Source organism: Stenotrophomonas pictorum JCM 9942 (assembly GCF_001310775.1).
GTDB lineage: Bacteria > Pseudomonadota > Gammaproteobacteria > Xanthomonadales > Xanthomonadaceae > Stenotrophomonas > Stenotrophomonas pictorum.
The window spans coordinates 1-14,683 of the sequence record NZ_BAZI01000006.1 but is presented as its reverse complement, the minus strand read 5'-3'; the positions used below and the strand labels follow the sequence as shown (position 1 = coordinate 14,683).

The 14,683-nt window shown below is 62.0% G+C and carries 15 protein-coding genes, 1 tRNA gene and 1 pseudogene; all 17 read right to left on the bottom strand.

The window, feature by feature from the left end; genetic code table 11:
- Positions 1 to 19: 19 nt before the first annotated feature.
- Positions 20 to 2,167: an NADH-quinone oxidoreductase subunit L gene (gene nuoL / locus JCM9942_RS01095; RefSeq protein WP_054656951.1), complete on the bottom strand. Its 2,148-nt coding sequence runs from the start codon at positions 2,165 to 2,167 to the stop codon at positions 20 to 22.
- Between the two features lie 7 nt (positions 2,168 to 2,174).
- Positions 2,175 to 2,480 (bottom strand): NADH-quinone oxidoreductase subunit NuoK, encoded by a 306-nt coding sequence (gene nuoK, locus JCM9942_RS01090; protein WP_054656949.1) that lies wholly within the window; start codon positions 2,478 to 2,480, stop codon positions 2,175 to 2,177.
- Entirely contained in the window at positions 2,477 to 3,133 is a 657-nt protein-coding gene (locus JCM9942_RS01085) for an NADH-quinone oxidoreductase subunit J (RefSeq protein WP_054656947.1), read from the bottom strand. Before JCM9942_RS01085 ends, nuoK begins: the two co-directional genes overlap by 4 nt.
- Positions 3,134 to 3,142: 9 nt before the next feature.
- Complete coding sequence (gene nuoI / locus JCM9942_RS01080; protein WP_054656945.1) at positions 3,143 to 3,631, bottom strand: NADH-quinone oxidoreductase subunit NuoI; 489 nt, start codon at positions 3,629 to 3,631, stop codon at positions 3,143 to 3,145.
- Between the two features lie 3 nt (positions 3,632 to 3,634).
- The gene (nuoH, locus tag JCM9942_RS01075; RefSeq protein WP_054656943.1) at positions 3,635 to 4,729 is read right to left on the bottom strand and encodes an NADH-quinone oxidoreductase subunit NuoH; all 1,095 of its coding nucleotides are present in this window, start codon (positions 4,727 to 4,729) and stop codon (positions 3,635 to 3,637) included.
- Positions 4,726 to 6,948, bottom strand: coding sequence for an NADH-quinone oxidoreductase subunit NuoG (gene nuoG / locus JCM9942_RS01070; RefSeq protein WP_054656941.1), 2,223 nt, complete (start codon positions 6,946 to 6,948; stop codon positions 4,726 to 4,728). The genes nuoH and nuoG overlap by 4 nt, the downstream gene beginning before the upstream one ends.
- Positions 6,949 to 6,969: 21 nt before the next feature.
- Positions 6,970 to 8,307, bottom strand: a complete 1,338-nt coding sequence (nuoF, locus tag JCM9942_RS01065) for an NADH-quinone oxidoreductase subunit NuoF (RefSeq protein ID WP_054656939.1) — start codon at positions 8,305 to 8,307, stop codon at positions 6,970 to 6,972.
- Positions 8,308 to 8,310: 3 nt separating this feature from the next.
- Entirely contained in the window at positions 8,311 to 8,838 is a 528-nt protein-coding gene (gene nuoE, locus JCM9942_RS01060) for an NADH-quinone oxidoreductase subunit NuoE (protein ID WP_054656937.1), read from the bottom strand.
- Between the two features lie 91 nt (positions 8,839 to 8,929).
- On the bottom strand, positions 8,930 to 10,237 hold the full coding sequence (locus tag JCM9942_RS01055; protein ID WP_054656935.1) for an NADH-quinone oxidoreductase subunit D: 1,308 nt from the start codon (positions 10,235 to 10,237) through the stop codon (positions 8,930 to 8,932).
- Positions 10,234 to 10,986, bottom strand: coding sequence for an NADH-quinone oxidoreductase subunit C (locus JCM9942_RS01050; RefSeq protein ID WP_054656933.1), 753 nt, complete (start codon positions 10,984 to 10,986; stop codon positions 10,234 to 10,236). Before JCM9942_RS01050 ends, JCM9942_RS01055 begins: the two co-directional genes overlap by 4 nt.
- Before the next feature lie 33 nt (positions 10,987 to 11,019).
- Positions 11,020 to 11,574: a NuoB/complex I 20 kDa subunit family protein gene (locus tag JCM9942_RS01045; RefSeq protein ID WP_054656931.1), complete on the bottom strand. Its 555-nt coding sequence runs from the start codon at positions 11,572 to 11,574 to the stop codon at positions 11,020 to 11,022.
- Positions 11,565 to 11,921 carry an NADH-quinone oxidoreductase subunit A gene (locus tag JCM9942_RS01040; RefSeq protein ID WP_054656929.1) on the bottom strand — a complete coding sequence of 119 codons (357 nt, stop codon included), beginning with the start codon at positions 11,919 to 11,921 and terminating at the stop codon, positions 11,565 to 11,567. Before JCM9942_RS01040 ends, JCM9942_RS01045 begins: the two co-directional genes overlap by 10 nt.
- A 110-nt stretch (positions 11,922 to 12,031) precedes the next feature.
- Positions 12,032 to 12,116: transfer RNA gene (locus JCM9942_RS01035), tRNA-Leu, on the bottom strand.
- A 48-nt stretch (positions 12,117 to 12,164) separates the two neighbouring features.
- The gene (secG, locus tag JCM9942_RS01030; protein ID WP_054656927.1) at positions 12,165 to 12,596 is read right to left on the bottom strand and encodes a preprotein translocase subunit SecG; all 432 of its coding nucleotides are present in this window, start codon (positions 12,594 to 12,596) and stop codon (positions 12,165 to 12,167) included.
- 30 nt (positions 12,597 to 12,626) lie between these two features.
- Positions 12,627 to 13,382 (bottom strand): triose-phosphate isomerase, encoded by a 756-nt coding sequence (gene tpiA, locus JCM9942_RS01025; protein ID WP_054656925.1) that lies wholly within the window; start codon positions 13,380 to 13,382, stop codon positions 12,627 to 12,629.
- A gap of 165 nt (positions 13,383 to 13,547) precedes the next feature.
- Positions 13,548 to 14,485 (bottom strand): annotated as a pseudogene (locus JCM9942_RS01020) (isopenicillin N synthase family dioxygenase).
- A gap of 74 nt (positions 14,486 to 14,559) precedes the next feature.
- On the bottom strand, positions 14,560 to 14,683 hold a 124-nt coding region (locus tag JCM9942_RS17985; RefSeq protein ID WP_157722736.1), incomplete at its 5' end, for a hypothetical protein.

Here is a 14,683-nt window from a genome sequence, read left to right as displayed (position 1 = left end):
GTCTTCTATTCCGTACAGGTCAACGCCAGAAATGCATCAGGACGCCCAACAGGGCAATCAGGCCGATGATCATTGCGAAGGCGTAGTGGTAGAGGAAACCGGATTGGGTGCGGCGCAGCAGGTTGGCAGCCAGCTCGACCACGCGGGCCGAACCGTTGACCACCACCCCGTCAACGACCGTGCTATCCACGGCACGGGCGGCCTTGCCGAGCTGCACACCACCGCCGGCAAAGCCGTCGATCCAGAGCTTGTCGAAGCCGTACTTGTTTTCCAGCACCGAAACCGCCGGCGCCAGAGTCTTGCGGGCCTTGCCTGCCAGTTCCGGCTTCCAGATGTAGAACACCCAGGCCAGCACGAAACCTGCAACCGTCAGCCAGAACGCCGGCATCTGCATGCCATGTACCGCATAGGCCACCGAACCGTGCCAGAACTCCTTGCCTACTTCGGCAATGGTGTCACGCGCCGGGTCGTAGAAGTCGACGATACCGGTGAAGAACGACATGGCCTGGCCGGGGATGCCGCCAGCGGCGGTATGGCCATCCCAGCCGGTACCAAACAGCATCGGGCCGATGGTGAAGAAGCCGATCAGGATGGACGGGATAGCCAGCAGGATCAGCGGCACGGTCACCACCAGCGGCGACTCGTGCGGCTCGTGGGCACCATGCCCGTGGTGGTCATCGTGGCCGTGGCCATGATCGGCGTGGTGATCATCATGTGCGTCGCGGAAGCGTTCCTTGCCGAAGAAGGTCAGGAACAGCAGGCGGAAGCTGTAGAAACTGGTGACGATCACGCCACCGAGCACCGCCCAGTAACCGTACAGGGCAACCCAGCCGGCATCGGCAGCGTGCGCGTGCATCGCGGCAGCTTCGATGATGGTGTCCTTCGAGTAGAAACCGGCGAAGAACGGCGTACCCACCAGGGCCAACGTACCGATCCACATGGTGATGTGGGTGATAGGCATGTACTTGCGCAGGCCGCCCATCTTCATCATGTTCTGCTCATGGTGCATGCCCATGATCACCGAACCGGCGCCGAGGAACAGCAGCGCCTTGAAGAAGGCGTGGGTCATCAGGTGGAACACGGCGCCCGAGTAGGCCGACACGCCCAGTGCAACCGTCATGTAGCCCAGCTGGGAAAGGGTCGAATAGGCCACCACCCGCTTGATGTCGGTCTGCACGATACCGATCAGGCCGGTGAAGAAGGCCGTGGTGGCGCCGATGAACAGAATGAAGTCCAGCGCGGTCTGCGACAGCTCGAACAGCGGCGACATGCGGGTGACCATGAAAATACCCGCGGTCACCATGGTCGCGGCATGGATCAGCGCCGAAATCGGCGTCGGGCCTTCCATCGAGTCCGGCAGCCACACGTGCAGCGGCACCTGCGCGGATTTGCCCATCGCGCCGATGAACAGACAGATGCAGATCACCGTGGCCACCGACCAGATCAGCGGCTCGCTGAGAATCTGGATCTGCTGTCCGAACAGGTTGATCGAACCCGACCAGACCTGCATCAGCGCATTGGGATCACCCAGCACGCCGGCATTGGCAAACACCGTCGCGTAGTCGAGCGAGCCAAACACCCACAAGATCGCCGCGATACCCAGCAGGAAACCGAAGTCACCCACGCGATTGACCAGGAACGCCTTCATGTTGGCGAAGATCGCAGTCGGCCGCTTGAAGTAGAAGCCGATCAACAGGTACGACACCAGACCCACCGCTTCCCACCCGAAGAACAGCTGCAGGAAGTTGTTGCTCATCACCAGGGTGAGCATGGAGAAGGTGAACAGCGAAATGTAGCTGAAGAAACGCTGGTAGCCGTCATCCTCGGCCATGTAGCCGATCGAGTAGATATGCACCAGCAGCGACACGAACGTCACCACCACCATCATCATCGCGGTCAGCTTGTCGATCATGAAACCGACGTGCGCCGAATACTGGCCGACTTCGAAGAACGTGTAGACGTTCTGATTGAACGGTTGTGCGCCACCCCACAGCAACTGCGAGAACACGTAAGCCGACAGCGCGCAGCTGACGGCCACGCCAAGAATGGTGATGTACTGGGCGCCCTTGCGCCCCACCTGGCGACCGAACAGGCCGGCGACGATGCTGCCTAGCAGCGGTGCGAGCACCACCGCAATCAACAGACTCTTGGAGAGAGTGATTTCCATCTTCGGATCAGCCCTTCAGCGAATCAACTTCGCCCACGTTGATGGTGTGGCGAGTACGGAACAAGGTCACCAGGATCGCGAGGCCGATTGCAGCTTCGGCTGCGGCCACGGTCAGGATGAAGAACACGAACAGCTGGCCTGCGGTGTCGCCCAGCTCGCGCGAGAACGCGATGAAGTTGATGTTCACCGACAGCAGCATCAACTCGATCGACATCAGCAAAACGATGATGTTCTTGCGGTTCAGAAAAATGCCGGCAACGCTGATGCAGAACATAACCGCACCCAGCGCGAGCATATGGCCCAGGGAAATCATGGCTTGGCCTCCTCGCCACCGGAATTTTTGACGTCAACCTGCACGACCGGCTTTTCGGCCGTCATCTTCACCATGCGCAGACGATCTTTCGCCTTGACCATGGTCTGCTCGGTCGGATCCTGCTTCTTCAGACCCGGGCGGCGACGCAGGGTCAGCATCACCGCGGCAACCACGGCCACAGTCAGGATCACGGCCGCGAACTCGAACGGCAGCAGGTATTCGGTGAACAGGCTGCGCGCCAGCCAGGTGATATTGGAGGTGTCGGCCGCGATCGCCGCCGCGTTGTCCACCGGGAAGGGCGCCGCAGAACGGGCCTTTACACCGATCAGGATCAACATCTGCACCAGCATCACGACCGCCACGACCAGCCCGAGCGGCAGGTAACGCACCCAGCCTTCACGCAAGTCGGAGGTATCGATGTCGAGCATCATCACCACGAACAGGAACAGCACCATCACCGCGCCGACATACACCAGCACCAGCGTGACGCCCAGGAACTCGGCTCCCACCAGCAGCCACACGCAGGCCACCGAGAAGAACGTCAGGATCAGGCACAACACCGCGTACACCGGGTTGCGCACACTGATCACCGAAGCGGCTGATATGCCGGCGACGATCGAGAAAAACCAGAACGAAATATTTACCCAATCCATCTCAAGACCTCAGCGGAAGGCAGCGTCGGCGGCGCGGCGCTCGGCGATTTCGGCTTCAAGCCGATCGCCAATGGCCAGCAGCTGCGGCTTGGTGATGATGTTCTCGCCACGATTCTCGAAGTGGTACTCGAGGATGTGGGTCTCGACGATCGAATCCACCGGGCAGCTTTCCTCACAGAAGCCGCAGAAGATGCACTTGAACAGATCGATCTCGTACCGCGTGGTACGGCGGGTGCCGTCTTCGCGCTTGGCCGAATCGATGGTGATCGCCAATGCCGGGCACACCGCTTCGCAGAGCTTGCAGGCGATGCAGCGCTCTTCCCCGTTCGGGTAGCGACGCAGTGCATGCAGACCACGGAAACGCGGCGACTGCGGAAACTTCTCCATCGGGTACAGCACGGTGTACTTGGGCTTGAACGTGTATTTCAACGTCAGCCACATACCCCCGATCAGCTCGAGCAGCAGCAGGCTCTTGAAATAGTGGGTGATCTTATTCATGAATCAAACGCCCTTCTGGATCACGCCGTAGAACACCATCAGTGCCGTCACCGCGATCCAGAAAATGGTCAGCGGGATGAACACTCTCCAGCCCAGACGCATGATCTGGTCATAACGGAAACGGGGGAAGCTTGCACGGAACCAGATGTAGGCACTGGCGAAGAACAACACCTTCAGCAGCAGCCACGGCCAGCCACCGTTCCAGATCCAGTTGATCCACGGCGAGATATCCGCCGTGACCCAGCCCTGGATCGGGCTCAACCAACCACCGAGGAAGAAGATCGCGATCAGGAAGCTGATCAGGATCATGTTGGCGTATTCGGCCAGGAAGAACAGCGCGAACGCACCACCGGAGTATTCGACCATGTGGCCGGCAACGATTTCCGATTCGCCTTCCACCACGTCGAACGGCGCGCGGTTGGTCTCGGCCACACCGGACACCCAATACACCACGAACAGCGGGAACAGCGGCAGCAGGAACCAGTCAAACAGGCCCGAATTGCCCTTCTGCGCCAGCACGATCTCGCTCAGGTTCAGGCTGCCCGCGGCGATCATCACGCCAACCAGCGCGAACCCCATCGCGATCTCATAGCTGACCACCTGCGCGGCAGAACGCATCGCGCCGAGGAAGGCGTACTTGGAGTTGGAGGCCCAGCCGGCGAGGATCACGCCATACACGCCCAGCGAGGTCATGGCCAGCAGATACAGCAGACCCACGTTGGAGTTGGACAGCACCAGCTTGGCGTCGAACGGCACCACCGCCCACGCGGCGAAAGAAGGTGCCAGCACGATCAGCGGCGCGATCACGTACATCGCCTTGTGGGCGCTGGTCGGGGCTATGATCTCCTTGAACAGCAGCTTGGTGACGTCTGCAAAAGCCTGCAGCAGCCCCCCCAGGCCGACATACATCGGCCCGTGGCGGACGTGCATCCAGCCGATCAGCTTGCGTTCCCACAACACGTAGAACGCCACCGAGATGATGATCGGCATCGCGATCACCAGGATCTTCAGCACCGTCCACAGCACGATGCCGATATCGCCCAAGGCGAGGAACCACTGGTGCAGCGGGTCGACCGCGTTCAACAGCAACTCGTTCATGCAGCCACCACCGTTACCCGTGCAGCGCCCAGCGGCGCGGTTGCGCCGTGGCCCGATTCAATCCACACCGTACCGGCGGCGACGCGTGCGTCGACGACGACCGGCAATGTCGCCTTGCCCGCTTCCGTACCGACCTTGGCCATCTGGCCTTCGGTCAGCTGAAGACGCGCGGCGTCTTCCACATTGAGCACAATGCGCGGTGCGTTGTTCAACGGATGCGACTGCAGCGCTTCGGCGCGACGGACCACCGCATCGATGCGGTAGATCGCCGGCGTCGAAGCCACTTCCAGGCCCTCGCCCGCCAGCAGCGGCTGCGCCGAAGCGGCAACCTTCACCGCCACAGACTGCAGGCTGGCACGCAGACCCGCCAGATCGGTGAAACCGAACCCGGCCAGTTGCATGTCACCCCCCAGCGCACGCAGCACGCGCCAGCCCTCGCGGGCCTCGCCCTGCAACTTGCCGCCAGCGCGGGCAATCTGGTCGCGACCATCGAGATTGGTCAGCGTGCCCTCGATTTCCGGCAGCGCGCCGATCGGCAGGATCACGTCGGCCACATCGCGGGTCGAGGCACAGGCGAACTGGCTGAAAGCCACGACCTTGGCACCGGCCAGCGCCTTGCGGGCAGCGGCGGCATCGGCAAAATCCAGGCCCGGCTCAATGCCATACAGCGCATAGGCCTTGCGCGGCTGCGCCAGCATCGCGTTGACATCCTTGCCGGCCGGCAGCACGCCAGCACGGGTCAGGCCAAGCGCGTTGGCGCCCTGCGGAATGCGACACAGCTTGGCGCCGGTACCCGAGGCAAACGCGCCGGCAGCAGCACGGATGGCGGCAGCCTGCGGGTGGTTTTCGGCAATCGCGCCAACGATGATGACGGAGTTGCTGCCGCCCTTCACCGCCTCGACCAACTGCGCGCTGCCCAGCACTTCGGCAAAGCGCGACGGTGCAACGATCTGCTTGCCAGCCAGCTTGAACGCGAAGTCGAAATCGACCGGGTTGACCACATGGATCTGCGCCCCGTTGCTGGTCTGCGCCTTGCGCAGACGGGCGTGCAGCAACGGCAGCTCGTGGCGGATATTGCTACCCAGCACGACGATGCGATCAGCCTTCTCGATCTCGGCCAGCGACATGCCGAACGCTTGTGCGACAGGAGCGTCGGAGAAATCGCGGTTGTTGATGCGGTGGTCGATATTGGTCGAACCCAGTCCGGCCGCCAGACGTGCCAGCAATGCGCCCTCCTCATTCGAGGTCGACGGATGTACCAGCACGCCCAGATCGTCGCCACGGTTGGCTTCAAAGATTTCGCGGGCCGCGGCCAGACCTTCGGCCCAGCTCACTTCCTTCCATTCGCCATTGACCTTCTGCAGCGGCTTGACCGCGCGATCGGCGGCGTACAGGCCCTGGTGCGAATAGCGGTCGCGGTCGGACAGCCAGCATTCGTTGACCAGCTCGTTGTCGCGCGGCACCGCGCGCAGCACTTCGCCACGGCGCACGTGCAGGAACAGGTTCGAGCCCATCGCGTCGTGGTAACCCAGCGACTCGCGTGCGGTCAGCTCCCACGGGCGCGCCTTGAACTGGAACACCTTGTTGGTCAGCGCACCGACCGGACACACGTCGATGACGTTGCCGGACAGCTCGGTGGTCAGCGGCTTGCCGTCGTAGGTGCCGATCTGCAGGTTTTCGCCGCGGTACATGCCACCCAGCTCGTAGGTGCCCGCCACTTCGGCGGTGAAGCGCACGCAGCGGGTGCACTGGATGCAGCGGGTCATCTCGGTGGCGACCAGCGGCCCCATGTCCTCGTCCACCACCACGCGCTTGCGCTCGTTGAAGCGGCTGACCGAGCGGCCGTAGCCCAGCGACACGTCCTGCAGCTCGCACTCGCCGCCCTGATCGCAGATCGGGCAGTCCAGCGGATGGTTGATGAGCAGGAACTCCATCACCGAACGCTGGTACTTGAGCGCCTTCTCGTTGCGGGTCTGGATCTTCATGCCATCCATGACCGGGGTGGCACAGGCTGGCGACGGCTTGGGCGACTTTTCCACATCGACCAGGCACATGCGACAGTTGGCCGCGATCGGCAGCTTCTCGTGATAGCAGAAGCGCGGAATCGGAATGCCGGCCTTGTCGGCGGCCTGGATGATCATCGAACCCTTGGGAACGACCAGCGACTGGCCATCGATCTCGATGGTCACGTGCTTCGGGCACAACCACAGTCGTCTCATTGGGATTTACCGGTTGCGCGCTCATGCGACAGCAGCCTCCACCTTCTTGCCGTCAACCATCGAATGACCGTTGACGATGTAGTACTCGAATTCGTCCCAGAACTGACGCAGGAAACCCTGGATCGGCCATGCGGCGGCTTCACCGAATGCGCAGATGGTGTGGCCTTCAATCTGGCCGGCCACCGTCTTGAGCTGGTGCAGGTCTTCCATCGTGGCCTGACCGGCGACGATGCGCTCCAGCACGCGGTGCATCCAGCCGGTACCTTCACGGCACGGGGTGCACTGGCCACAGGATTCCTTGTGGAAGAACTGGCTGATACGGCAGGCGAACTTCACGCAGCACACGCTGTCGTCGATCACCACGATCGCCCCAGAGCCCAGACCTGAGCCCAGCGCACGGATGGTGTCGTAGTCCATCGGCAGTCCCTTGAGCTCGGCTGCGGTCAGCACCGGCATCGACACACCGCCCGGGATGGCGCCTTTCAGCGTGCGGCCCGGACGCAGGCCACCGGCCATTTCCAGCAGCTCGTCGAACGTGGTGCCCAGCGGTACCTCGAAATTGCCACCGCGCTGCACGCAACCGGAGACCGAGAAGCACTTCGGGCCGCCATTAGCGGTCTTGCTCAGGCCCTTGAACCACTCCGGGCCGTTGCGGATGATCGCCGGCACCGAGCCGTAGGTCTCGGTGTTGTTGATCGTCGACGGCTTGCCATACAGGCCGAAATTGGCCGGGAACGGCGGCTTGTAGCGCGGCTGGCCCTTCTTGCCTTCCAGCGACTCCATCAGCGCGGTTTCTTCGCCGCAGATATACGCACCGGCGCCCAGGGCGCCATAGATGTCGATATCGACACCGCTGCCCATCACGTTCTTGCCCAGCCAGCCGTGCTTGTAGGCATCGGCCAGGGCCTGTTCGAAATGTTCGAACGGCTCGTGGTGGAACTCGCCGCGCAGGTAGTTGTAACCGACGGTGGAACCGGTGGCGTAGCAGGCGATCGCCATGCCCTCGACCACCGAGTGCGGGTTGTAGCGCAGGATGTCGCGGTCCTTGCAGGTGCCCGGCTCGGATTCATCCGAGTTGCAGAGAATGTACTTCTGCATGTCGCCCTTGGGCATGAAGGACCACTTCAGGCCGGTCGGGAAGCCGGCGCCGCCACGGCCACGCAGGCCGGACTGTTTGACCATCTCGATGACGTCGGCCGGCGGGATCCTCTCTTCGAGGATCTTGCGCAGCGCGGCGTAGCCACCGGTCTTCAGATAGCTTTCGTACGACCACGGGGTGTCGTAATGCAACGTGGTGTAGACCACGTTGTGCGGAAGCGGTGCCGGTCCTACCGGCCCCTTGGATTCGTGGTGTGCCATGTCTTACTCCAGCCCGTCCAGCAGCGCATCGACCTGGTCCAGCGTCAGGCGCTCATGGTAGTGACCGTTGATGACCATCATCGGCGCGCCCGCGCAGCCGGCCAGGCACTCTTCCTCTTTCTTGAGGTAGACACGGCCGTCAGCGGTCGACTCGCCGTGCTTGATGCCCAGCTTCTTCTCGCAATGGTGCACGATATCCTCGGCACCGTTGAGCCAGCAGCTGATATTGGTGCAGATCGCAACGTTGTTGCGGCCGACCTTCTCGGTCTCGAACATCGAGTAGAAAGTCGCCACTTCGTACGCCCACACGAACGGCAGATCCAGATACTTGGCCACGGCGGCGATCAGTTCATCGCTCAACCAGCCCTGATTCTGCTCCTGGGCCGCATGCAGGCCCTGCAGCACCGCCGAGCGCTTGCGATCGGGCGGAAACTTTGCCAGCCAGTGATCGATGTGAGCACGGGTCTTGTCGCTCAGCACCACCATCGGGTCGACGTCACGCGCCGCCTCGAAATTACCTGTCGCCTTCATCGGCCGACCTCAACGAATAGCAAATTCTGGAAAAGCGAGGCCCGCGGCAGCAGAGCCACGCGGGCATCGAGCGTTGTGCAGTTCACCGGCATTACCGGTCGACCTCACCGAACACGAGATCGTAGGTACCGATCATCGCCACCACGTCACCCAGCATGTGACCACGCACGACCGAGTCGAGCGAGGACAGATGGGCGAAGCCAGGCGCGCGCAGATGCACGCGGAACGGCTTGTTGGCACCATCGGAGAGCAGATAGCAACCGAATTCGCCCTTCGGCGCCTCGACGGCCGCGTAAGTCTCACCGGCTGGCACGCAATAGCCTTCGCTGAACAGCTTGAAGTGATGGATCAGCGCTTCCATGTCGTCCTTCATTTCCGCGCGCGAGGGCGGCGCGACCTTGAAGTTCTGGACCATCACCGGACCGGGATTGGCTTTGAGCCACTGCACGCACTGTTTGATGATGCGGTTGGATTCGCGCATCTCGGCAACACGGACCAGGTAGCGGTCATAGCAATCGCCATTGGTGCCGAGCGGAATGTCGAAATCCACCGCATCGTACTTGGCGTAGGGCTGCTTCTTGCGCAGATCCCAGGCCACACCCGAACCACGCAGCATCACGCCGGTCATGCCCCATGCCATCGCATGTTCGGGCGTGATCACGCCGATACCGACGGTACGCTGCTTCCAGATGCGGTTGTCGGTCAGCAGGGTTTCGTATTCGTCGACACGCTTGGGAAATTCATTGGTGAAATTCTCCAGGAAGTCGAGCATCGAACCCTCGCGCGAAGCATTCAGACGCTTCAGCGCATTGCCCTTGTGCCAGCGCGATTCCTTGTACTTGGGCATCGCATCGGGAAGGTCGCGATAGACACCACCCGGGCGGTAATAGGCTGCATGCATGCGAGCACCGGAAACGGCCTCGTAGCAGTCCATCAACTCTTCACGCTCACGGAAGGTGTACAACATCACCGCCATCGCACCCAGGTCCAGCGCACCGGTGCCGATGTTCATCAGGTGGTTCAGGATGCGGGTGATTTCGTCGAACATGGTACGGATGTACTGCGCCCGCTCCGGCGCTTCGATACCGACCAGATTCTCGATGGCACGCACATAGGCATGCTCGTTGCACATCATCGAGCAGTAATCCAGGCGATCCATGTAGCCGATCGACTGGTTGAACGGCTTGGATTCGGCCAGCTTTTCGGTACCACGATGCAGCAGGCCGATATGCGGATCGGCGCGCATGATGGTCTCGCCATCCATCTCAAGGATCAGACGCAACACACCGTGAGCAGACGGATGCTGCGGACCGAAGTTCATCGTGTAGTTGCGGATCTCCTGCTGGGCTTCAACAGGATTGCTGGCGAAGGCCTGCGAGGCCTGCTTGAACTCACTCACTTGCTTGCCTCCGTCTGCGCGCGCTCGCCTTCCGCGGTCTGGAAGCGAGCGTCGTCGCGGATAACGCGTGGCACGCCGACGCGCGGTTCAACCGACGTCACCGGCTCATAGATCACGCGCTTCTTCTCTTCGTCGTAACGCACTTCGACGTTGCCGATCAGCGGGAAATCCTTGCGGAACGGATGGCCCACGAAACCATAGTCGGTCAGGATCCGACGCAGGTCCGGATGCCCTTCAAAAATCACGCCGAACAGATCGAACGCCTCGCGTTCGAACCAGTTCACACCCGGCCAGACGCTGGTCAACGAAGCGACCACCGGCAACTCTTCGTTCGGCGCAAAACAGCGGATGCGCAGCAGCTGGTTGTGCTGGTAGGAACGCAGCTGGGCAACCACGGCAAAACGCTGCTTCGGCATGGCGTCAGGCATCGCCCCAGCGGTCGACTCATGACTGGGGAACTCGCCCCAGGCAAAGCGGCCCGTGCTCTTTCCTTCCACACCACGACTGAAGCCGTGCGAGGACACGTCCGAGGTATCCCACTCGTCACTGCCGTAGCCGAGATAGTCGACGCCGCAAAGATCGGTGAGGTGCTCGAAGCCGAACTCGTCACGCAGCGCCAAGGCGGTTGCGTGCCAGTCGGCCGCAGCCACCTCCAACGTAACTTCGCCGCGCGGTTCGATCACGAAGACCTGCGCACCGGCAAAACGGGCGCGAAGTCGATCGATCAATGAATGTGCTTGCTGGGCCATGGGGGCTGGCGTGCTCTTGATTTGAAAGGGAAATCAGCGAGAGATGGTCTGGGTGCGCCAGATCTTCTTCTGCAACTGCAAAATGCCGTACACCAGCGCCTCGGCGGTCGGCGGGCAACCCGGGACGTACACGTCCACCGGCACCACGCGATCACAGCCACGGACCACCGAATACGAATAGTGGTAGTAGCCGCCACCGTTGGCGCAGCTGCCCATCGATATGACCCACTTCGGATCCGGCATCTGGTCATAGACCTTGCGCAGCGCCGGCGCCATCTTGTTGACCAACGTGCCGGCCACGATCATCACGTCCGACTGACGCGGCGACGGGCGGAACACGATGCCGTAACGGTCCAGATCCAGACGCGCCGCACCGGCGTGCATCATCTCCACCGCACAGCAGGCCAGACCGAAGGTCATCGGCCACATCGAGCCGGTACGCGCCCAGTTCAACAGCGCATCGACACTGGTGGTCACATAGCCCTTCTCGAGCAGCGGATTGTCGCCTTCAGGCCGCAGGATGTCGTCGACCCGCCCTTCCGGGATCGGGTTGTTCATCAGGCCGTCGAGAGTTTGAATCACTCCCATTCCAGCGCTCCCTTCTTCCACACATAGATAAAGCCGAGGAACAGCATGCCTACGAACAGCCCCATAGTGACGAGCGAACGGGCGCCCAGCTCCATGAAGACCTGGGTCCAAGGCACGATGAAGATGATTTCCAGATCAAAGACGATGAACTGGATGGCGATGAGGTAGTAGCGCACGTCGAACTTCATGCGCGCGTTCTCAAACGCCTCGAAGCCGCACTCGTACGGCGAAAGCTTCTGACTGTCCGGGCTACGCGGAGCGAGGAACCGGCCGATCAGCATCAGCGCGATACCGATACCGGTGGCGACGATCAGAAACAGCAGAGACGGCAAATATTCGGCCAGCACAGCGATTCTCTCTTGCCTCTGCCTTGGCACCTGCGGGCGCCGCGGCATGGGTGATTGTCGGGAATGTGATGACGGGGCGCCAACGCGCCCCGCGAACCCGCAAATACTAATGGTGCCCAAGAGGGGACTCGAACCCCTACGACTCTCGTCGCTACCACCTCAAGGTAGTGCGTCTACCAATTCCGCCACCTGGGCTTACGTCAGCGCAACTGTTTTGCAGTGCGCCGCGTATTGTAACCGTCTTCAGTCTTTCTGTGCGCCCTCGACGGGCTTTTCTTCACTCTGGACCGGAATATTTTCCGTGGGAGCGGCCGCCTGCGGCACATCACCCACTGCCGCCACCTGCGGCACCGCCTGCAACTCACCCACGGGCACCGAAGGAGCCACTGCCGGCGCTACCGCCTGGGACATGACCCCGAGCCCCTCACCCGCCGGACGCGCGCCGTGGCTTGCATACCAGGCCATGAACAGGCTGATACCGAAAAACACCACCGCCAGCCACTTGGTACTCTTGGATAGGAAATTCGAGGCGCCACGCGCGCCGAACACCGTACCTGACGCACCCGCACCAAATCCCGAGCCAGCTGCAGCACCCGAGCCACGCTGCATCAGGATCAGCGCGATCATCGCGACCGCCACCAGCACATAGACCACATTGAGGATCAACATCAGCATTTGAAATCCGTCCCGGACAATTCCACCCGATTAGCGACCGGCCGCTGCTCTCGCGATGGCCAGAAAATCAGCCGCCACCAGCGAAGCGCCACCTACCAGCCCGCCATCGACGTCAGGCTGTGAAAACAGCTCTGCAGCATTGTCGGGCTTGACGCTGCCACCATAAAGGAGCGACAACGAATCAGCGATTCTAGCATCGGCCTTGGCCACTACGCCACGAATGAACGCATGCACGGCCTGCGCCTGCTCTGGCGTCGCGGTCTTTCCGGTACCGATCGCCCAGACCGGCTCATAGGCCACCACCGCTTTGGCAAATGCATCGACTCCGGCGAGATCCAGGACCGGCGCCAGTTGCGAGGCGATCACCTGCTCGGTCCGACCGGCCTCACGCTGCTCCAGCGTCTCACCGACACACAAGACCGGGATCAGTCCGGCATGGATGGCCGCCAGGAACTTCCGTGCCACCAGCTCACTGCTTTCGTTGTGGTACTGGCGGCGCTCCGAGTGCCCTACCAGCCCATGCGTTGCCCCGACATCCACCAGCATGGCGGCGGAGACCTCGCCGGTATAGGCGCCCTTTTCGTTGCTGCTGACATCCTGCGACCCGAATGCCAGTTCCGTGCCCTCGAAGTCCTCGATCAGATCGCCCAGATACGGCAGTGGCGGCAAGATCACCAGCGACACCCCCTCAAGCGGCAGGCCAGCGGCCACCTGCCCCACCAGTTCGGTGGCGAATTGACGGCTGCCATGCAGCTTCCAGTTACCGGCAACGATCTTCTGGCGCATTCAGGAATGACTCCCCGTAAAAAGGTGGGCGAAGGATAGCCGAATTGCGGCCATCGACAGGACAACACCGGACAATCCGGGACAACATGCACAAACGCCGCCGGACCCGCAGGCCGCGACGGCGTTGTGGCGGAGCCGCACCGGACAGACCGGCCGGCCAACGCGTTACTTCAGCTTGATCTCGCGCAGGCGTTCTTCCAGGAAGCCATGGGCCGTAATCGCTTCGGGGTAACGACTCGGATTCTCCGCGCTAACGCACGAAGGCAGCACATCGATCAGGAAATCCGGATTCGGATGCAGGAAGAACGGCACCGAGTAGCGCGGCTGGCGGGCCAATTCACCCGGAGGATTGACCACGCGATGGATGGTCGACGGGTACACGTGGTTGGTCAGGCGCTGCAGCATGTCGCCGATATTGACCACGATGGTGTCGGCATCGGAGGTGAACGGCACCCACTCGCCTTCGTGCGACTGCACTTCCAGGCCGGCGGCACTGGCGCCGACCAGCAGGGTGATGAAGTTGATGTCGCCATGGGCGCCGGCACGCACATTGGGGATGTCGTCGGTGGTGATCGGCGGGTAGTGGATCGGCCGCAGGATCGAGTTGCCGTTGTTGGTCTTGTCGGCGAAATAGTCCTCCGGCAGACTGATGTGCAGCGCCAGCGCCGACAGCACGCGCGCGCCCAGCTGGTCCAGCTTCTGGTAAAGACCGTACCCGTACTCCTTGAAGCCGGGCACTTCACTCGGCCACAGGTTCGGCGGCATCACTTCGCGGTACTTGGAATCGTCCGGAATCTCACGGCCGATATGCCAGAACTCCTTCAGGTCGAAATGCTTGGAACCCTTGGCGGTCTCGACCCCGAACGGCGTGTAACCGCGAGCACCACCACCACCGGCCAGGTGATACTGCTTTTTCACAGCCTCCGGCAGCGCAAAGAACGCCTTGAAGGCTCATAGGCGGCATCGATCTCGGCCTGCGGGATACCGTGATTGCGGATACCGGCAAACCCCCACTGGCGATACGCCGCGCCCAGCTCAGCCACGAAGGCGTCACGGTCGGTATCGAAACGGGTGATGTCGAGGGTGGGAATACGGGAACTCATTCAACTACTCCAGAGAAGGAAACGGGGCGCCGGCTATTGGAACCGGGACCCCGACAGCAACACCATGATCCAGCTCAAACCTGTGCGGCAGCCGAACGGACGGCGTCGGCCAGTGCTTCGAGCGTGTCCGTCATCAACCCGGCCTGGTCGGCCTCGACGGTGACCCGCACCACCGGCTCGGTGCCCGACGGCCGCAGG

Excerpts from the sequence above, each read along its gene's own strand:
- JCM9942_RS01085 (WP_054656947.1), bottom strand. The coding sequence starts at position 3,133 with ATGGATTGGGTAAATATTTCGTTCTGGTTTTTCTCGATCGTCGCCGGC.
- nuoH (WP_054656943.1), bottom strand. The coding sequence starts at position 4,729 with ATGAACGAGTTGCTGTTGAACGCGGTCGACCCGCTGCACCAGTGGTTC.
- nuoK (WP_054656949.1), bottom strand. The coding sequence starts at position 2,480 with ATGATTTCCCTGGGCCATATGCTCGCGCTGGGTGCGGTTATGTTCTGC.
- tpiA (WP_054656925.1), bottom strand. The coding sequence starts at position 13,382 with ATGCGCCAGAAGATCGTTGCCGGTAACTGGAAGCTGCATGGCAGCCGT.
- JCM9942_RS01045 (WP_054656931.1), bottom strand. The coding sequence starts at position 11,574 with ATGGGAGTGATTCAAACTCTCGACGGCCTGATGAACAACCCGATCCCG.
- nuoL (WP_054656951.1), bottom strand. The coding sequence starts at position 2,167 with ATGGAAATCACTCTCTCCAAGAGTCTGTTGATTGCGGTGGTGCTCGCA.
- nuoE (WP_054656937.1), bottom strand. The coding sequence starts at position 8,838 with ATGAAGGCGACAGGTAATTTCGAGGCGGCGCGTGACGTCGACCCGATG.
- nuoF (WP_054656939.1), bottom strand. The coding sequence starts at position 8,307 with ATGGCACACCACGAATCCAAGGGGCCGGTAGGACCGGCACCGCTTCCG.
- nuoI (WP_054656945.1), bottom strand. The coding sequence starts at position 3,631 with ATGAATAAGATCACCCACTATTTCAAGAGCCTGCTGCTGCTCGAGCTG.
- secG (WP_054656927.1), bottom strand. The coding sequence starts at position 12,596 with ATGCTGATGTTGATCCTCAATGTGGTCTATGTGCTGGTGGCGGTCGCG.
- nuoG (WP_054656941.1), bottom strand. The coding sequence starts at position 6,948 with ATGAGACGACTGTGGTTGTGCCCGAAGCACGTGACCATCGAGATCGAT.
- JCM9942_RS01050 (WP_054656933.1), bottom strand. The coding sequence starts at position 10,986 with ATGGCCCAGCAAGCACATTCATTGATCGATCGACTTCGCGCCCGTTTT.